Source organism: Schumannella sp. 10F1B-5-1, from assembly GCF_006517535.1.
GTDB lineage: Bacteria > Actinomycetota > Actinomycetes > Actinomycetales > Microbacteriaceae > Schumannella.
Map to the genome: position 1 here is coordinate 53,199 of NZ_VHQH01000001.1, position 17,809 is coordinate 71,007.

At 72.7% G+C, this 17,809-nt stretch carries 16 protein-coding genes; 6 read left to right on the plus strand and 10 right to left on the minus strand.

The window, feature by feature from the left end; genetic code table 11:
* The first annotated feature begins 92 nt into the window (after positions 1-92).
* Entirely contained in the window at positions 93-989 is an 897-nt protein-coding gene (locus FJ658_RS00220) for an enoyl-CoA hydratase-related protein (protein ID WP_370454737.1), read from the plus strand.
* 36 nt (positions 990-1,025) lie between these two features.
* Positions 1,026-1,787 (plus strand): IclR family transcriptional regulator, encoded by a 762-nt coding sequence (locus tag FJ658_RS00225; RefSeq protein WP_141143373.1) that lies wholly within the window; start codon positions 1,026-1,028, stop codon positions 1,785-1,787.
* A 62-nt stretch (positions 1,788-1,849) separates the two neighbouring features.
* Here FJ658_RS00225 and FJ658_RS00230 read toward each other — a convergent pair whose 3' ends face one another.
* Genes FJ658_RS00230 through FJ658_RS00250 form a run of 5 tightly spaced genes read right to left on the minus strand, consistent with a single transcriptional unit; the run spans position 1,850 to position 7,462 of the window.
* On the minus strand, positions 1,850-2,752 hold the full coding sequence (locus FJ658_RS00230; protein ID WP_141143374.1) for an ABC transporter permease: 903 nt from the start codon (positions 2,750-2,752) through the stop codon (positions 1,850-1,852).
* Entirely contained in the window at positions 2,749-3,567 is an 819-nt protein-coding gene (locus FJ658_RS00235) for an ABC transporter ATP-binding protein (protein WP_141143375.1), read from the minus strand. The genes FJ658_RS00230 and FJ658_RS00235 overlap by 4 nt, the downstream gene beginning before the upstream one ends.
* 39 nt (positions 3,568-3,606) lie before the next feature.
* Complete coding sequence (locus tag FJ658_RS00240; RefSeq protein WP_141143376.1) at positions 3,607-4,458, minus strand: ABC transporter permease; 852 nt, start codon at positions 4,456-4,458, stop codon at positions 3,607-3,609.
* Positions 4,458-5,753: an ABC transporter substrate-binding protein gene (locus FJ658_RS00245; RefSeq protein WP_141143377.1), complete on the minus strand. Its 1,296-nt coding sequence runs from the start codon at positions 5,751-5,753 to the stop codon at positions 4,458-4,460. The genes FJ658_RS00240 and FJ658_RS00245 overlap by 1 nt, the downstream gene beginning before the upstream one ends.
* A gap of 53 nt (positions 5,754-5,806) precedes the next feature.
* Entirely contained in the window at positions 5,807-7,462 is a 1,656-nt protein-coding gene (locus FJ658_RS00250; RefSeq protein ID WP_141143378.1) for an AMP-binding protein, read from the minus strand.
* 218 nt (positions 7,463-7,680) lie between these two features.
* On the opposite strand from FJ658_RS00250, the gene FJ658_RS00255 reads away from it, so the two are divergent.
* Entirely contained in the window at positions 7,681-8,490 is an 810-nt protein-coding gene (locus FJ658_RS00255) for a LamB/YcsF family protein (protein ID WP_141143379.1), read from the plus strand.
* Between the two features lie 62 nt (positions 8,491-8,552).
* Positions 8,553-10,367 carry a 5-oxoprolinase/urea amidolyase family protein gene (locus tag FJ658_RS00260; RefSeq protein ID WP_181408259.1) on the plus strand — a complete coding sequence of 605 codons (1,815 nt, stop codon included), beginning with the start codon at positions 8,553-8,555 and terminating at the stop codon, positions 10,365-10,367.
* Between the two features lie 58 nt (positions 10,368-10,425).
* Here FJ658_RS00260 and FJ658_RS00265 read toward each other — a convergent pair whose 3' ends face one another.
* Positions 10,426-11,061 (minus strand): MBL fold metallo-hydrolase, encoded by a 636-nt coding sequence (locus FJ658_RS00265; RefSeq protein ID WP_141143381.1) that lies wholly within the window; start codon positions 11,059-11,061, stop codon positions 10,426-10,428.
* A 56-nt stretch (positions 11,062-11,117) separates the two neighbouring features.
* Between FJ658_RS00265 and FJ658_RS00270 the strand changes: the two genes are divergently transcribed.
* A complete protein-coding gene (locus FJ658_RS00270; protein WP_181408260.1) occupies positions 11,118-11,558 on the plus strand; it encodes a MarR family winged helix-turn-helix transcriptional regulator in 441 nt (146 codons plus the stop codon).
* A 40-nt stretch (positions 11,559-11,598) separates the two neighbouring features.
* Here the strand turns inward: FJ658_RS00270 and FJ658_RS16600 are convergent, their stop codons facing one another.
* From FJ658_RS16600 to xylA, 3 genes are all read right to left on the minus strand, one after another.
* On the minus strand, positions 11,599-12,753 hold the full coding sequence (locus tag FJ658_RS16600) for a hypothetical protein (protein ID WP_219995674.1): 1,155 nt from the start codon (positions 12,751-12,753) through the stop codon (positions 11,599-11,601).
* Between the two features lie 121 nt (positions 12,754-12,874).
* Entirely contained in the window at positions 12,875-14,296 is a 1,422-nt protein-coding gene (xylB, locus tag FJ658_RS00280) for a xylulokinase (RefSeq protein ID WP_141143383.1), read from the minus strand.
* A 17-nt stretch (positions 14,297-14,313) separates the two neighbouring features.
* Entirely contained in the window at positions 14,314-15,501 is a 1,188-nt protein-coding gene (gene xylA, locus FJ658_RS00285) for a xylose isomerase (RefSeq protein WP_141143384.1), read from the minus strand.
* Positions 15,502-15,591: 90 nt separating this feature from the next.
* Here xylA and FJ658_RS00290 point away from each other — a divergent pair, with 90 nt between their 5' ends.
* Positions 15,592-16,755 (plus strand): ROK family protein, encoded by a 1,164-nt coding sequence (locus FJ658_RS00290; protein ID WP_141143385.1) that lies wholly within the window; start codon positions 15,592-15,594, stop codon positions 16,753-16,755.
* 36 nt (positions 16,756-16,791) lie between these two features.
* Here the strand turns inward: FJ658_RS00290 and FJ658_RS00295 are convergent, their stop codons facing one another.
* A complete protein-coding gene (locus tag FJ658_RS00295; RefSeq protein ID WP_141143386.1) occupies positions 16,792-17,808 on the minus strand; it encodes a PD40 domain-containing protein in 1,017 nt (338 codons plus the stop codon).
* Position 17,809: the final 1 nt, after the last annotated feature.

A 17,809-nucleotide genomic window follows, 5' to 3' on the forward strand; every position in this document is an offset into this window, starting at 1 on the left:
CGCGTTCACTCTATAGAATGACGATAGGCGTCGCGGTCTGCGAACGTCAACACCCGTCGCGAAGTCGGCGGCATCCGATCGAAGGAGCACCCGTGTCCGACCCGAACCCCGCCGCCCCGACCTCCCCCGCGACGACCGACGCGAGCCCTGCCGGCACCGTCGACGACCTCGCGGCCGAGACCTGGACCGCGAGCGGCGACTACCGCGACATCTCCTACCGCACGACCGCCGACGGCATCGCCCTCATCACGATCGAGCGGCCCGAGGTGCGCAACGCCTTCCGACCGCTCACGAGCGCCGAGCTCGTGCACGCCGTCGCGCGCGCCCGCCACGACCGCGCCGTGCGCGTCGTGCTGCTGCGCGGCGCCGGCGATCGCGCCTTCTGCTCGGGCGCCGACCTCTCGGCCCGCGCGCACGGCGAGGCGGATGCCGCATCCCCCATCGCCCCCGCCAGCGTGATCGACTTGCAGTTCGCGATCCGCCGCATCGAGAAGCCCGTGATCGCGCTCGTCGCCGGCTACGCGGTCGGCGGCGGCCAGGTGCTGCACCAGGTCTGCGACCTCAGCATCGCCGCCGACAACGCCGTGTTCGGCCAGGTCGGCCCCCGCGTCGGCAGCTTCGACGGCGGCTACGGCATCAACCTGCTCGCCAAGCAGGTCGGCCACAAGCGCGCCAAGGAGATCTGGTTCCTCTGCCGCCGCTACGACGCCGAGCGCGCGCTCGACTGGGGCCTGGTCAACACGGTCGTTCCCGTCGCCGACCTGCTCGCCGAGGGCGTCAGCTGGGCACGCGAGCTGATCGCGATGTCGCCCGCCGCGCTGCGCATGCTCAAGAGCAGCGTCAACGCCGAAGAGGATGGGCTGGGCGGCGTCGCGCAGCTCGCCAACGACGCCTGCACGCTCTACTACGGCACCGACGAGGCCGCCGAGGGCGCCGCCGCGTTCCTCGAGAAGCGGGCGCCCGAGTTCGACGATAAGTTCGCGTTCTGACCCCGCCCGACCGGCCCGACAGCGACGAGGACAGACATGGCTGAACAGCAGGGGATGCTCTCCAAGGGCCTCGCCATCCTGACCGTGCTCGGTGACCACCCGCGCGGGGCGAGCGTCACCGACATCGCCCGCGCGGCCGACCTGCCGATCAGCACCGTGCACCGGCTGCTGGCGCTCGAGATCGAGCACGGCTTCGTCGCCCTCGACCCGGCTACGAAGACCTACCGCCTCGGCGTGCGCGTGTTCGAGCTGGCCAACAAGGTCTCGGGCGTGCGCTCGATCGGCGAGATCGCGCGGCCGCTCATGAGCGAGCTCGCGCACCAGACCGGCGAGACCGTGCAGCTGTCGGTGCTCAGCGACGGCCGCGCCCTGTTCATCGAGAAGGTCGGAACCGAGCAGGCCGTCGGCATCCGCGGCTCGGTCGGCGAGAGCGAGCCGCTGCACGCCACCTCGACCGGCAAGATCCTGCTCGCCACACTGCCGGCCGTGCGTCTCGATGCGCTCGTCGACCAGCATCCGCTCGTCGCCTACACGCCCAACACGATCACCGACCGCGCCGCGCTGCTCGCCGAGATCGAGCGCGTGCGGGCCGACGACGTGTCGACCGCCGACGAGGAGTTCGACGCGGGCGTGCGCGCCATGGGCGTGCCCGTGCGCACGGGCCGCGGCGAGGTGCGCGCGGCGCTGTGCATCTCGGCGCCGGCGTTCCGCGTCTCGCTCGAGCAGCTGCGCTCGTGGCTGCCGCGCCTGCGCGAGACCGCCGCCGCGATCGGCGTGCAGCTGCCCGTCGCGGGCTGACGCGAGGGCAGGAGGGCGGGGCCGGCACCACGCGTGCCGGCCCCGCCCTCCTGCCACGGGCCTCAGGGCCGCCAGCGGGTGACCGCGTCGACGAGCGCGCCGAGCAGCTTCATCGTCAGCAGCGCGAGGGCCGAGAACACGACCGCGACCACGACCATCCGCTCGATGATCGAGAAGCGCAGGGTGTCGTTGAGCATGTAGCCCAGGCCCTCCTGCAGCCCGTACATCTCCGACGCCAGCACGCTCGCCCAGGCGACGATGCCGCCGAAGACCAGCGGCCCGCGGATCTCGGGCAGGATCGCCGGCAGCACCACGCGCGTCCACAGCCGCACGCCCCGCACGCCGAGCGTGCGCGGATACTCGGTGACCTCGGGCCGCAGGTTCGCGACCGCGTTCGAGGTCGCCAGCAGCACGATGAACGCGACGCTGAACACGACGAACACGACGGAGGCCAGCGAGGTCGCGCCGAACCAGATCGTGAACAGCGGCGCCATCGCCAGGGCCGGCAGCATGCGCAGCACCTCCGACACCCCCGACACCGACAGGCGCACGGGACGCACGGCCGCGACCAGCAGCCCGAGCACGATGCCCAGCGCGATCGCGAGCACGAGCCCCACTCCGACCCGCATCAGCGTGACCCCGGCGTTCTCGACCAGCGCGAGCGTCGACGCCAGAGCCGAGCCGTCGCCGCCGGCGGTCGCCACCGAGACGCCGAGCCCGCCCTTGTAGTAGTGGCCGAGGCCCAGGAAGCCGTCGGTCGCGACCTTCGTCAGCGACGGCAGCACCCGGTCGCCCTGCGCGGTCGTGGCGGCCAGGATGCGCGCCGCCACCTCCCACAGCACCAGCGCGACGGCCGTGCCGATCAGCACGCTGCGCACCGTACCGCGCGTGCGCAGCGACAGCACGCGGCCGCGGGTGACGGCGGCGCGGGCGCGACGCGAGCCGCGCATCCCGATCGCGGTCACGACTGCATCCGCGCCGGCGCCTGCAGCACCTCGAGAAGACCCTGGCGCAGCTCGTCGGCGCGCGGGTCCATGCGCAGCTCGTCGCCGCGCGGGCGGTCGAAGTCGACGCTCACATCGAGGCCGACGCGGCCGTCGGTCACGACGATGATGCGGTCGGCGAGCTTGATCGCCTCGTCGACGTCGTGGGTGACGAACACGGTCGTCTTCGCGGTCTCGGCCCACAGCTTCAGCAGCGTCTCGTGCAGGGCCGCGCGGGTGAAGTAGTCGAGCGAGCCGAAGGGCTCGTCCATGAGCAGGATGTCGGGGTCGTTCGCGAAGACGGCCGCGATCGCGACGCGCTTGCGCATGCCGCCCGACAGCTCCTTCGGCCAGGCGCGCTCGCGTCCGGCGAGTCCGACGGCCTCGATGAAGTGGTCGACGCGCGGCCCCCACTCGCTCGCGGGCACGCCGCGCATCCGCGGGCCGAACGAGACGTTGTCGCGCACGCGCAGCCACTGCGGGATCGCATCCTGCTGGAACACCATGCCGAGGTTCGCGTCGGGTCCGGTCACGGCGCGGCCCTCGGCCAGCACCTCGCCGGCGGTCGGCGGCTGCAGCCCGGCCATGACGCGCAGCAGCGTCGACTTGCCCTGCCCCGAGGGGCCGAGGATGCACAGGAACTGCCCGCGCGGCACGTCGAGGTCGAGCCCGCGCAGCGGGGTGACGGTGCGCTCGCGCGTGCGGAACGACACCTCGAGCCCGGTGATGTGGAACGCGGGCGTCGCGGCGGCGGACTCGACGGCGGAGGCGCCGGCGGCGGAGGTCGTGGAGGTCATGTCGATCCGATCTGCGGGGGTCGGGGCGCGGTGGTCAGGTCACTGCCAGCGGACGATGCCGCGGATGATCGCGCGCAGGAGCGCGTCGAGCGCCACGGCGATGGCGCCGAGCGCGAGCGAGAGGCCGATGATGCTCGACAGGTCGCCCTGCGAGGCACGCAGCGCGATGAGGCGGCCGGCGCCGAACTGCGAGCCGAGCAGCTCGATCGTGGTCTGCACGGCGATCGCCGTGGCGAGGGCGATGCGCAGCCCGGCGAGCACGACCGGCAGCGTGCCGGGAACCAGCACGTGCAGGAACCGCGCGCGGGCATCGAGGCCCTGCGTCGCCGCGTACTCCTCTGACGAGGGCGGGAACGCCTGCGCCGCCGACTGGGCGACCAGGCCGACCGAGACGAAGCAGTAGAAGGCGACGAGCACGAGCTTGTTCTCGAGTCCCTGGCCGAACCAGACCGAGAAGAAGGGCGCGAGCACGAGCGCCGGCACGGCGCCGAAGACGAAGAACAGCGGCTCGGAGACCGAGCGGAACAGCTGGATGCGCGCACTCAGCAGCCCGACGACCGCACCGAGCACGCTGCCGATGGCCCAGGCCAGCGCCGAGGCGCCGATCGTGTAGGCGAGGTTGGGCAGATAGCCCGGGGTCTTCACGCCGAGGTAGCGCAGGCCGGCGTCGTCGAAGAAGCTGAAGCCGAAGTCGCGGGCGACCTCGATCGGCGAGGGCAGGATGCCGCGCGAGTCGACGACGAGCGCCGCGAGCTGCCAGGCGACGAGCACCACGGCGATGCCGAGCAGGCGCCAGCCGAGGCCGACGCGCGGCAGCCGCCGCCGGCCCCCGGCCGTGCGCGCAGGCACGGCCGGGGACACGGCGGCGGTGTCGAGCTGGGTGGCGCTCATCAGCCCTGGGCCGCCTGGGCGGCGAAGCGGTAGGCGTCGAGGAAGTCGTACTGGTCGTACAGCGTCTTCGCCTTCGCGAGCAGGTCGGCGTCGCCGTCGCCCGCGTCGAGGAGCTTCTTGGCCTCGGAGCGGTACTTCGCGAGGTCGGCGTAGATCTTGCCGGCGATGCTCAGCTGCTCGGTCGTGTGCTCGCCCTTCAGCACGCCCTTCGCGGTGAGCTCGTCGATCTGCGCGCCGGCGACGGTGTCGAAGTGGAACGGGTCCTTCTTGTCGGTGTACATCGCCTTGGCGTCATCGAAGTCGCGCAGCGAGTAGAGGCCGTCGAAGGTGCCGGCCAGCTCGGCCGCGGTGAGCGACGAGCCGGTGTAGGAGTTGAGGTAGTCGACGTAGTCGGCGGCGGTCGCCTCGGGGTCGGCCTTCATGTCGGCGACGATGCGGTACATCACGCCCGTGAAGCGCAGCAGGGTGTCCCAGTTCTCGTCGGCGTACTTCGTGGTGGTGAGGTAGCCCGAGAAGGTCGCGCGCAGCGAGACCGTGTCCTCCGACGGCAGGTTCTCGATCACCTGGGGCAGCTCGACGAGCGACTCCCAGCCGTCCTGCAGCAGGCGGGTGATCTCGACGGCGCCGGTAGGCGAGACGAAGTCGGCCTGGCCGGCCTGCGCGGCGCGCACGATGTCGGCGTTGGGCAGGTAGGTCACATCCCAGTCGGCCGTGGTGGTTCCGGCCTCCTTGGTGATCAGGTCGTAGAAGGTCGGCACGACACCCTGACGCAGGATGACCTTCTCGCCCTTGATCTGCGCGAGCACGGTCTTGAGGGCCGCCGCGAACGACTTGCCCTTCTTCATCTCCTCGGCGACGGTCTTGTACTCGCCCTTCGGGGCGAGGATGCGGTAGCCGTAGAAGACGTCGCTGATCGCGAAGGCGGTGACGTCGTCGACGTTGTCGAGCTGCGAGACGACCGCCGGCGGGTAGCCGGAGCCGAGCTCGACCTGACCGTTCTGCAGGGGCGCGAGCGACGCGATCAGGTCGGTCTGCGCGCCGTACTCGTCGGGGCCGATCGTGATGCCGGCATCCGCGAAGTAGCCGCGCTTGATCGCCGCGGCGGCGAGCAGCTCGTCGCCGTAGGGCGAGAGCCCGGCCTTGATGGTGACCTCGGGGATGCTGTCGCCGGCGGCCGCGAGACCGGAGGGCGCGGAGGCGGGCTCGGCCGAGCCGGCGGCGCAGCCCGCGAGCAGCGCGGCGGCCGTGACGGTGGCGACCGTGACGCCGAGGAGGCGTCGGAGGCGGTGGGTCATGTGATTCTCCTGGGGAGCGGGTGACGGGTCGGGGTGGTGCGGGGCCGCGCGGGTCATGCTGTGGCGCGGAGTCGGGGAGGCCGGGCGACGATCTCGAGCACGCCCTCGGCGCGGTCGGCGTACACGGCGTCGATCAGGGCGGCGAAGCGGTCGAGAGCGGCGGACCGCACGACCTTGCCGCTCGCGGTGCGCTCGCCGGCGTCGACCGCGAGGCGGTCGGGCACGACGACGGCCCGGCGGATGCGCTCGGGCGGCGAGACGAGCTCGTTGTGCTCGCGCAGGGCGGCGACCAGGGCGTCGGGGTCGAGCATCCCGTCGGGGTCGGTGGCGATCGCGATCAGGTAGGGGCGGCGGTCGCCGACCACGAGCACGTCGTCGACGGCGCAGCGCGAGCGCACCAGGTTCTCGGCGGGCTCGGGCGCGACGTTCTTGCCGGTCGAGGTGACCAGCAGGTTCTTGGTGCGGCCCGTGACGACGAGGTGACCGGCCGCATCCAGCCGACCGAGGTCGCCGGTGCGGAACCAGCCGTCGACGAACGCGGCGGCGGTCGCCGCGGGAGCGTCGAGGTAGCCGGAGAAGACGTTGGCGCCGCGGGCGAGGATCTCGCCGTCGGCGGCGATGTCTCCGCCTCCGGCGATGCGGATCTCGACGCCCGGCAGCGGGCGGCCGACGGTGCCCGGGCGGGAGTCGTGCGGCGTGCCGATCGCGAGGGCGGTGGAGGTCTCGGTGAGCCCGTATCCGTTGACGAGCTCGATGCCGGCCGCGCGGTAGGCGTCGAGCATGCCCGCGTCGATCGGGGCGCCGCCGCTGAGGGCGTAGAGCAGACGGTCGCCGAAGATCGCCCGCAGCGCGGCCGGGTCGCCGCCGACTCGCGCGTGAGCGCTCTCGAACAGGCGCGGCACGCCGGGCACGTAGGTCGGGCGCACCTCGGCGATCTGGCGCAGGATGTCGGCGGTGTCGCCGGTTCCGTAGATGAGCTCGCCGCCCGCGGCGAGCGTCGTCAGCTGCTGCAGCCGGGCCGAGGCGTGGGCGAGCGGCAGGTAGACGAAGGCCGCCGCGCGATGTGCGAGGCCCCGCTCGGGGTGCGTCTCGGCGGCCAGGCACATCTCGAGCACGGCGACCCAGTTCGCGTGGGTGAGCAGGCATCCCTTCGGCTCGCCGGTCGAGCCCGACGAGAAGGCGATCGTGAAGAGGTCGGTCGCGGCAGGCGCCGGCGGGAGTGCGCGGAGTGCGGCGGCGGGTGCGGAGTCGGCGCCCGCCTGGCCGGCGCCCGCCTGGCCGGCGCCTGCCGGGTCGAGGTCGCCGAGGTCGCCGTCGGCGTCGCCGAGGCGCAGGATGCGAACCGCAGGATCGAGCGGCGGCAGCGGCATGCCGGTCGGAGCGATCAGGATGGCCGGGCTCGAGCGCCGCACGATGTCGGCGATCTGCGCGGGTGCGGCGGTCGGGTAGATCGGCACCAGCGGGGCGCCGAGGCGGGCGCAGGCGAGGTCGACGACGGTCCAGTCGGCGCGCGTCGGCGCGATGAGCGCGACGCGGGCTCCGGCCGCGGCGCCCGCGGAGAGCAGCACGCCGGCGACGCCGTCGACCAGGGCGCTCAGCTCGCCATAGCTGCGGCGCATCCACCCCTGCTCGGTGGGGAATCGCTGCGCGGGCGCGTCGGAGTCCGCCCGCAGGTGCGGGGCGAGGAGCTCGGTGACGTTCGCAACCATTCTTCCACCTGATGAAAAGGATGTTTACTGAGTGGTAGGAGGCTACGTCGCGACCCGGATGCCGACAAGAGCACCGCCCGATCCGTAACAGGGCGGAAACACGCGCCGGCCGCGCGCGACGGCATCCTCGCACCGCGGCGTTTCCAACACGTGTCGCCGGAGGCCCGTCGGACACCCGGGCGGGCCGGGCTCGCGACTGCGCGCGATATACCTGGGGGATGCCCGCCGCCGCGTCGTCCACCGCCTCGACCGCCCCCGCGCGCTCGATCTCGCTCAACGCCGACGTCGGCGAGGGCTTCGGCACCTGGACCTTCGGCGACGACGACGCCCTGCTCGCGCGGATCAGCGACGCGAACGTGGCCTGCGGCTTCCACGGCGGCGACCCCGGCACCATGCGCCGCGTCACGGCCGCGGCCGCCGCATCCGGCATCGGGATCGGCGCGCACGTCTCCTACCGCGACCTCGCCGGCTTCGGCCGCCGCCCGATGACCGTGTCGCCGCCGGAGCTGCGCGACGACGTGGTCGCGCAGATCGGCGCGCTGCAGGCGTTCGCGCGGCTGGCCGGTGCCGAGGTCGGCTACGTCAAGCCGCACGGCGCGCTCTACAACACGATCGCCGTCGACGAGGTGCAGGCCCGGGCCGTGATCGAGGCCGTCGCCGAGGCGCTGCCCGGCGCTCGCCTGCTCTGCCAGCCCGGCACGGTCGTGGCGCGCCTCGCGACCGAGGCCGGCATCCCGGTCGTCGCCGAGGTCTTCGCCGACCGCGGCTACCTCGCCGACGGACGCCTCGCCCCGCGTCGCGAGCCGGGCTCGCTCTTCACCGACCCCGAGCTCATCGCCGCCCGCGTCAGGCGCATGGTCGTATCCGGCGAGGTCGAGGCCGTCGACGGCACGGTGCACGTCTTCGCCGCACCGCCGCAGAGCGTGTGCGTGCACAGCGACACCCCGGGCGCCGGTGAGATCGCGGGCGTCGTGCGGTCCGCGCTCGAGGCGGCCGGGATGCGCGTCGACAGCCTGCTGCGGCGATGAGCGCGAGCGGCCCTCCGGCCTCGAGTGCGCCGGGAGCTCCGCGAGCTCCGGGATCGCCGGAGGTGCCGAATCCGCTGCGCCTGCTGCGCGCGGGTGAGCGCGGCGTGCTGATCGAGACCGAGGCGGCGCGGACTCACGACGTCGTGCGCCTGCTGTCGTCGAGCCCGTGGGATGCGCTGCTCGAGTCGACCGTGCCGACGCGCGCGACCGTGCTCGCCGTGCTGCGCCGCTCGGAGGACGTGCCGGCGCTCGTCGCATTCCTCGCGTCCAGCTCCGCGTCCGCATCCGCGCCGGTCTCGGCGGATGCGATTCGCGAGTTGCCCAGTTCTGCTGGGTTCGACGGCGCCAACCCGACCGAAATGGGCAACTCGCGACCTACGTCGAGCACGGGGAGCGGGGACTCAGCGCTGGGCGGGAGCGCCGCATCCACCGAACCCCTGCCGCGCGAGATCGAGGTCGTCTACGACGGACCCGATCTGGATGCGGTCGCCGAGCTCAGCGGACTCCCCCGTGACGAGGTCATCGCCGCGCACAGCGGGGCCGAGCACCGCGTCGGCTGGTTCGGGTTCGCGCCCGGCTTCGCCTACCTCGACACGGACTATCCCGACAGCGCGGCACCCGCCCTCGCGCTGCCGCGACGTGCATCGCCGCGCGTGCGCATCGACGCCGGCTCGGTCGCGATCGCCGGAGGGCAGACCGTGATCTACCCGGGCGGGACCCCGGGCGGCTGGCACCTCATCGGCCGGACGGATGCGCGGCTCTGGGATCTCGAGCGCGATCCGCCCGCGCTGCTCGACGTCGGCGAGCGCGTGCGCTTTGTTCCCGTCGAGCGTCTGACCGATCATCTGCAGCGCGCGGAAGCGACCCCGCCCGACGCGCGCGACTCGAGCGGGCCCGAGCTTCGTATCCTCGCCGCTCGTCCGGGTGCGACCGTGCAGGACGGCGGCCGCACCGGCTGGACCCGCTTCGGCGTCACGGTCTCGGGCCCGGCCGACCGCGCCGCGTTCGACCTCGCGAACCGCCTCGTCGGCAACCCGGCCGGGACCGCGGCGATCGAGGTCACGCTCGGCGGGCTCGCCGCCGTCGCCGACGCGGGCGCCGACGCGGGGCGGTGGATGTCGCTCACCGGCGCCCCGGCCCCGGTCACCCTCGACGATCACCCGGTCGCCGACACGGCGCTGTTCTGGGTTCCCGCCGGCGCGCGGCTCGAGCTCGGCACCCCGCCGATCGGCGTGCGCAGCTACCTCGCGGTCGCCGGCGGAGTCGTGACCGCCCGCGTGCTGGGCTCGATGAGCACCGACACGCTCGCCGGCCTCGGCCCGGCGCCGCTCGCGGCGGGCGCGTCGCTCGCCCTGGGCGATCCGAGCGGCGTCGACCCCGACTCGCCCGCCGCCAGCAGCGCGTCCGCCGCCGACAGCGCAGCCGCCGCCGCCGGCACCGCCAGCATCGCCACCGCGGCCGACTCCGCCGGCGCGGCCCGCCGCATCCCCGTCGGCCCGACGACCGTGCGCTTCACCTGGGGTCCGCGGGATGCGCTGCTCACGCCGCACGACCGGGCGACGCTCACCGCGTCGACGTGGCGGGTGAGCGCGCAGGCCGACCGGGTCGGGGTGCGGCTCGAGGGCGCGATCGTGGGCAGCGCATCCGGGGACCTGCCGAGCGAGGGGATCGCGGAGGGCGCGATCCAGCTGCCGCCGTCGGGTGAGCCGATCGTGTTCCTGGCCGATCATCCGGTGACCGGCGGCTACCCGGTGGTGGGCGTGGTGGTCGCCGCCGATCTCGGACTGCTGGCGCAGGCACGGCCGGGCGTCGAGGTGCGGCTGCGTCCGGTCGGCGGCGCGGGCCTGCTGCACGACGGGATGCGCGTCGCATGCTGACCGCCGCGCCGCGCCGCGCGGCCGGATGCCCGCGAGGGACACCCGGCCGCGCATCCACTCAGAGCGTGATCGTCTGCCCGTCGGCCAGGGTCACGAGCTCCTGCCCGGTGAGCTGCTGCGCGAACTGCGCGAACGAGCTCTTGCCGGCGTCGCTGAGCATGAGGTCGTGGATCTGGATCGCGCGGGCCGGCTTCACGGCGCGCACGAAGTCGACGAGCTCGCCGAGCTTCGTCCACGGGCCCGAGGTCGGCACGAGCAGCGTCGCGACCGACGCCTCGGGCACGAAGTAGGCGTCGCCGGGGTGGTAGACCTCGCCGGCGATGAGGTAGCCGACGTTGCTCATCTCGGGCACGTCGGCGTGGATGACGGCGTGGGATCCGCCGACGGCCTCGACCGGGAATCCGGCGGCCTCGAAGGTGTCGCCCGCGGCGACGGCGGTGACGCGCCCGTCGTGCGCGCCGAGTTCGGCGGCCACGTTCGCGGGGGCCCAGACGTGCAGCTCGGGCTGCGCATCCAGGGCGGCCGTGAGGATGCCGGCGTCGAAGTGGTCGGGGTGGTCGTGGGTGATGAGCACGGCGCTCGTGCCGGCGACGAGCTCGGCGGAGTTCGGCGTGTAGGCGCCCGGGTCGATGACGAGGGAGCGGTCGCCGTCGGTCAGCACGATGGTGGCGTGGGTGTGCTTGGTGAGTTCCATGCGCGCCACTATATACAGATTGACTGTATAGTTTCGGGATGCGCGAGGATGAGCCGATGCCCGACTTCACGCTCGACGACGCCAACGCCTTCCGCGCGGCGATCGGCGACAGCGTGCGGGCCATCCGCCGCACCGAGACAACCCCCGCGGGGCAGATCGAGGTGCTCGGCTATCTCGCCCGCGACGGAGCGCAGAGCATCGCGACGCTCGCCCGGCTGCGCCGGGTGCGGCACCAGACCATGAGCGCGACGGTCGCCGACCTCGAGCGAGCCGGACTCGTCTCACGCGCACCCGACCCCGCCGACGCGCGCGGCGTGCTCATCACGGCGACGGATGCGGGCCTCGCCACGATCGTCGAGCTGCGCCTCCGCCGCTCGACCGAGCTGCACGATGCGGCGCACGCGGTGCTCACGCAAGAGGAGCGCGCGGCGCTCGTCACCGCGACGACCGCGCTGCACAAGCTGACCGCGTCGCTGCACGCGCGCGCGGAGGAGTAGGGAAGGCCACTGAGCGGGAGATCTGGCGAGCGTCGTGCCCTCAGTCGCGAGAGCCGCGCTCTTCCAGCTCGTCGATGACGGCCTGCTCCGCGGCAGTGACGGAGCCGTCGATGTTGGCGATCAGCTCCGCAGCCTTCACCAGGTCGCTGAGATCACCGGTCTCGGCGTCGACTCGCGCCCACACCTCGTCTTCATCGACATCGATGACTCGAGCGAGCTGGTCGTCGGTCACTTCGTGCCGCTCCTTGACCAGGCGCGTGAGCTGGCGGAACAGCAGAGCCTCATCGTCGGCGATCTTCTCATCGGCCTGCACGACCAACCAGGCGATCCAGAGCAACAGCTGCGGGTGTGCCGTACGGTCAGCGATGCGTTCGGCGGCCTCGATCACGCGAGCCTGGTTGCGGTAGACCTGCCGCGCATGCCGACCGGCCATCCGGGTCGTCCAGAAGTTCAGTGCGGTCGCGAGTGGGATCCCGACGAGCGGGATGCCGATCTTGATCAGATTGCGCTGAAGCAGATAGGTGCCGAGCACCGGAATGCTCTGCACCGCCGCAAGCGTCGCGCCGGAGAAGATCTTCTTGATCGCCGGCCGGATCACGACCGGGACCGCCTTGAGCGCGCCCTCCCGCAGCAGCTCGCCGCCCTTGATGGAGAAGGCGACCTTCACGAGGTCCCAGAGATCATCGGGGTCATTGATGTCGATCGGGACCCGATAGAGCACCGCCAGATCATGCGCGAGTCGGATCTGCAGCTGAGTCGTGAACGCGAGGTCGATCACGAAGGTGACGCCGGCGGCGGGAAGCGTCAGAGGCGATGCCCCTCCCGCGGACCCGATCGTCGCGACGACAGCCGCCGAGTACGCTGCCGCCGATGCTGCCCCCTCGAGCGCCGCATAGCGCGCCGCCATCTTGATGCGCTGGTCGACGATCACATCCGCCGGAGCGCCTTCGTACTTCTCCTGGAACCATTCGTAGGTGGCTGTCTTCGTGTAGGTCTCGAGCGCGTGGGCAATCAGCTTGGAGAACCAGTTCCCTGACTTCAGGTCGTCGCCAGTGAGGCCCTTCACCCACTCACGAAGATCTTCGGTCTCCTCCTCGACCTCCGCCCGCTCGATATCCGTGAACTCGCGAGGGAGCTTCGGGTCATCGACAGCGTCGGCTTGGCTCTCGCTATCGGATTCCGGGTGCTGGGGCATGAGTCGTTCCTTCGTCGTTCGGGCTTGTTCGACAGACTCTCAGGTGCCAGCGACACCGACTGCTTCTCGCGTGCGCTTCACCCGCTTTTCACCCGCGGACTGGGGTACCGCCGGCGCCGCGTCAGCGGTGCGCCGCGTACTGCTCCCGGATGATCGGCTCGGCCGGCTCGTCGTAGGTCGCCTCGGCGGGCACGGTCCACTCGGGTCGAACGCCGGTGAGCGCCCAGGCGGCCTGCGCCGCCGCGCCCGCGGCGACGTACTCCCCCGGCGTCGGCACGATGACCGGCCGGCCGAAGACCTGCGCCGCGATCGTGGCGACGGCGGTGCTCTGGGCGGCGCCGCCGACGAGCAGGATGCGCCGCACATCCACCCCCTGGGCGAGCACGGCGTCGAGTCCCTCGGCCAGTCCGCACAGCATCCCCTCGATCGCGGCGCGGGCGAGGTTCTCGCGGGTCGTGCCGGCGAGGGTGAGGCCGAACAGGGATGCGGTGGCGTCGGGCAGGTTCGGAGTGCGCTCGCCCTCGAACCACGGCTGCAGCACCAGACCACCCGAGCCGGGTGCGGCGGCGAGCGCGAGGCGTCCGAGCTCGTCGTGGTCGACGCCCAGCAGGCGCGCGGTCGCGTCGAGCACCCGGGCCGCGTTGAGCGTCGCGACGAGCGGCAGGAACGCGCCGGAGGCATCGGCGAAGCCCGCGACCGTGCCCGTCTCGTCGGTCACGACCTGCTCGGTCACGGCGAAGACGGTGCCGCTCGTGCCGAGCGAGACGACCACGTCTCCTTCCCGCGCGCCGAGACCGAGGGCCGCCCCGGCGTTGTCGCCGGCACCCGGGCCGACGACAAGACCGGCCGGGATGCCGGGCAGCTGGGCGGTGACGCCCGCCGACTCCCCCGGGCCGAGCACGCGCGGCAGCACGACCTCGTCGTCAGCGGCTCCGCGGCCGAGCGCGGCGACCAGGAGTCCGCGATCCCACGCCTCGTCCGACGGCGACCAGTACCCGGTTCCGCTCGCGTCGGAGCGATCCGTCGTCAGCTCGGCGAGATCGCGCGAGCCGCGCAGCCGCCAGCTCAGCCAGTCGTGCGGCAGCGCGACCGCCGCGACGCGGCCCGCGTTCTCGGGCTCCGCATCCCGCAGCCAGCGCAGCTTCGTCGCCGTGAACGACGCCACCGGAACGCTGCCCGTGCGCCGCGCCAGCTCCGCCGCGCCGAGCTCGGCGATCAGGTCGGCCGCGGCGCCGGCCGAGCGGGTGTCGTTCCACAGCAGCGCCGGTCGGATCACGTCGCCCGCCGCATCCAGTACCACCATGCCGTGCTGCTGCGCCGCGACCGAGATCGCCGCCACGTCGTCGAGGCCGCCCGCGTCGGCGACCGCCGCCAGCAGCGCCTCCCACCAGGCATCGGGGTGCACCTCGGTGCCATCGGGATGCGCGGCGCGCCCCGAGCGCACGACCGCGCCGCTCGCGGCATCGCGCACGACGACCTTGCACGACTGGGTCGACGAGTCGACTCCGGCGACCAGGACAGCAGCGTCACTCACGCGGGACATCCTCTCGCGATCGCGCGTCAGCGTGCGCCGAGGAGGTGCTCGGTGGCGAGCTGCTGCAGGCGCACGAAGCCGAAGCCCTTGCCGCCGAGATAGGCGTCGGCGTCGAAGTCCTCGAACGCCGTGCGGTCGGCGAGCAGGTCGTCGTAGCTCTCACCGGCGCCGAGAGTCGGCGTCGACAAGGCTTCGACCTGGGCGGCCTCGAGCGCCTGCTGCACCTCGGGGTCGGCGCGGAAGGCGGCGGCGCGCTCCTTGAGCAGCAGGTAGGTGCGCATGTTGGCCGCGGCGGAGTCCCAGACTCCGCTCTCGTCTTCGGTGCGGCTGGGCTTGTAGTCGAAGTGGCGCGGACCGTCGTAGGCGGGCACACCCCCGGGGCCGCCGTTCTCGAGCAGGTCGACCAGCGAGAAGGCGTTGTGCAGGTCGCCGTGGCCGAAGACGAGGTCCTGGTCGTACTTGATTCCGCGCTGACCGTTCAGGTCGATGTGGAAGAGCTTTCCGTGGTAGAGCGCCTGGGCGATGCCGGCGGTGAAGTTGAGCCCGGCCATCTGCTCGTGCCCGACCTCGGGGTTCACGCCGACGAGCTCGGGGCGCTCGAGCGAGTCGATGAAGGCGATCGCGTGACCGAGGGTGGGCAGCAGGATGTCGCCGCGGGGCTCGTTCGGCTTCGGCTCGATGGCGAAGCGGATGTCGTATCCCTTGTCGGTGACGTAGTCGCCGAGCAGGTTCACGGCCTCGCGGTAGCGCTCGAGCGCCTGACGGATGTCTTTGGCCGTGTCGTATTCGGCACCCTCGCGACCGCCCCACATGACGAAGGTCTTCGCGCCGAGTTCGGCGGCGAGGTCGAGGTTGCGCAGCACCTTCCGCAGCGCGAAGCGTCGCACGGCCCGGTCGTTGGAGGTGAAGCCGCCGTCTTTGAAGACCGGCGCGCTGAACAGGTTGGTGGTGACCATGGGCACGACCATCCCGGTGTCGGCGAGGGCGCCCGTCAGCCGGTCGATCTGCGTCTGACGTTCGGCATCGCTGGAGCCGAACGCGAACAGGTCGTCGTCGTGGAAGGTCAGGCCGTAGGCGCCGAGTTCGCGGAGCTTCTCGACCGCGTGCACGACGTCGAGCGGCGGGCGCGTGGGGCCGCCGAAGGGGTCGGTGCCGTTGTAGCCGACGGTCCAGAGGCCGAAGGAGAACTTGTCGGCGGGGGTGGGCTGAGGCATCGGATGCTCCCGTATTCGTCATCGAACAATAAGTTGCGCTCGTCAACATATAGCGTCGGCGGCGGTTCCGCCACTCATTAGGGTGAAGCCGTGACGACCAGCGAGCGAGGAGCCGACAGCGTGCGGCGACGCAACCTCTCCCGGGTGCTCGCACTCGTGCACGAAGGCCGCGGCGTCGCACGATCGGGACTGACCGCGCAGACCGGACTGAACCGGTCGACCGTGGCCGCGCTCGTGGCCGAGCTGATCGATCTCGGCCTGCTGCGCGAGACCGATCCTGTGCCCGTCGGCCGCGTCGGACGACCTTCGCCGGCCGTGCAGCCGCATCCCGACGTCGTCGCCCTCGCGATCAACCCTGAGCTCGACGCGGTGACCGTCGGCGTGGTCGGCCTCGGCGCCCGCGTCGACGCCCGCGTTCGACATGCGGTCGGCCATCCGGTCACCGCCGACGAGACCGTGTCGATCGTGCGAGACGTGGTGGCGCGACTCCGGCGGGGTGCACTGCGAGGTCGACGGCTGATCGGCGCCGGGATCGCGGTCCCCGGTCTCGTGCGCGACGACGGCCTGGTGCGATGGGCACCCCACCTCGACTGGACCGACGAGCCCCTCTCCGATGCGATCGCCGCCGCCCTGGGCGTGCCGGCATTCGCCGCGAACGACGCCACCCTCGGCGCCCGCGCCGAGCACATCTTCGGCGCCGGGCGCGGACTCGAGCACCTCGTCTACCTCAACGGCGGAGCCAGCGGAATCGGCGGCGGCGTCGTGGCCGCCGGCCGTCTCCTCGTCGGCGCCCGCGGCTACGCCGGCGAGTTCGGCCGCAACCGGCCGGGACTCATCGACGAACGGGATCGGCGCACCGAGCAGGGGACGCTCGAAGACGAGGCGAGCAGGGCGCACCTGCTCCAGGCGACCGGGCTCGACGATGCCGACGAGCAGCAGCTCGCCGACGCGATCAGCTCGACCGATGATCGCGCCGTGCTCGACGAGGTCGCCCGCCAGCGCCGGGTCCTGGCCGTCGCGATCGGCGACGCCGTCAACGCGCTCGACCCCGAGGCCCTCGTGCTCGGCGGATTCCTGGCGGCGATCCTCGAATCCGACCCCGCCGACATGCACGCGCTGGTGCGCCGGCAGGTCAGCGGGCCCGCCGGCGAGCGGGTCGCGCTGCGGTCCGCGGCGCTGGGGCCGGAGCGACTGCTCATCGGCGCCGCCGAGCTCGCCTTCGCCCCGTTGCTCGCCGACCCCGCAGGCGCCTGACCGTTCAGGCCCGGCCCTCGACGCCGCACCCCGTCGTCACGGGTGAGATGCCGACCTCGCGGACCCCGCGGCGACCGGATACGACACGTAGGAGAAGCGCCGCGCATCCGGAGCCCAGCTGTTCACGTTGATCGTGCCCTGACCGCCCGGCACCGGGATGCGCGCCAGCGGCGCCGCCCAGTCGTCGGTCGCGACGACGACGAGGTGCACGGGAAGGTCGGCGGGATGCCCCTCCGTTCCCGGCGGGAACTCGAGGTAGACGGCGTACCGGCCGTCGGGTGCGAGGTGCGGGAACCAGTCGACGGTCTCGCTCTCGACGAGACGCTCGACCTCGGCGGCGGCGTCCCGCCCGGCGGCGTCACCGGTCGCCGCGGACTCGCCGGCCGCCGCGGACTCACCGGTCGCTACGTTGCCGCGGATCCGCGCGAGCTGCGCGTGCCCGGGTCGGGTCGCCCAGCGCTCGGTGTTGAACAGGATCCACTCGCCATCGGGCGACCACTCCGGCCCGTCGATGTGGCCGTCGCCGGTGTCGACGAACGTCGAGGGCCCGCCGGTCGCCGGCATGATCGCGAGCACGCCCGGATGCGCGAAGTCGGTCATGCGCACATAGGCGAGCCGTCGCCCGTCGGGACTCACCCCGTGCAGGAAGCGCCAGACGCCGTCGTCGCTCGTGACACGGCGCACGGCCCCGCCGCTCAGCGCGCCGCGATAGATGTGCCCGTCCTGAGCGGACATGAACACCTGGTCGCCGTCGGGGTCGAGCACGTGATCGTTGTTGATCGGCGGCAGGCCCTCGTGCGCGATGCGGCGCAGGGCCGGGCGATCGGCGTTCTCCGCGCCTGCATCGAGATCGAGCATCCACAGCGCGCCGTCGCCGTTGACCACGAGCCCGGCGCCGTCGAGGGTCCAGTTCGGCGCCTCGACGAGCATGTCGTCGCTCGCGAAGACGACCTCGTCGCGGCCGCTCTCGATGTCGTAGACGTGGATGCGCGCGGTCTGCCCGCGCGCGAGGACGCGGCCGGGCAGGTCCTCGTCGTCAGCCGCGTCGCTCATC

Coding starts and splice junctions, on each gene's coding strand:
- FJ658_RS00235 (WP_141143375.1), bottom strand. CDS start 3,567: ATGACCTCCACGACCTCCGCCGCCGGCGCCTCCGCCGTCGAGTCCGCC.
- FJ658_RS00240 (WP_141143376.1), bottom strand. CDS start 4,458: ATGAGCGCCACCCAGCTCGACACCGCCGCCGTGTCCCCGGCCGTGCCT.
- FJ658_RS00245 (WP_141143377.1), bottom strand. CDS start 5,753: ATGACCCACCGCCTCCGACGCCTCCTCGGCGTCACGGTCGCCACCGTC.
- xylB (WP_141143383.1), bottom strand. CDS start 14,296: ATGTCCCGCGTGAGTGACGCTGCTGTCCTGGTCGCCGGAGTCGACTCG.
- FJ658_RS00255 (WP_141143379.1), top strand. CDS start 7,681: ATGCCCGCCGCCGCGTCGTCCACCGCCTCGACCGCCCCCGCGCGCTCG.
- FJ658_RS00250 (WP_141143378.1), bottom strand. CDS start 7,462: ATGGTTGCGAACGTCACCGAGCTCCTCGCCCCGCACCTGCGGGCGGAC.
- FJ658_RS00265 (WP_141143381.1), bottom strand. CDS start 11,061: ATGGAACTCACCAAGCACACCCACGCCACCATCGTGCTGACCGACGGC.
- xylA (WP_141143384.1), bottom strand. CDS start 15,501: ATGCCTCAGCCCACCCCCGCCGACAAGTTCTCCTTCGGCCTCTGGACC.
- FJ658_RS16600 (WP_219995674.1), bottom strand. CDS start 12,753: ATGCCCCAGCACCCGGAATCCGATAGCGAGAGCCAAGCCGACGCTGTC.
- FJ658_RS00295 (WP_141143386.1), bottom strand. CDS start 17,808: ATGAGCGACGCGGCTGACGACGAGGACCTGCCCGGCCGCGTCCTCGCG.
- FJ658_RS00225 (WP_141143373.1), top strand. CDS start 1,026: ATGGCTGAACAGCAGGGGATGCTCTCCAAGGGCCTCGCCATCCTGACC.
- FJ658_RS00270 (WP_181408260.1), top strand. CDS start 11,118: ATGCCCGACTTCACGCTCGACGACGCCAACGCCTTCCGCGCGGCGATC.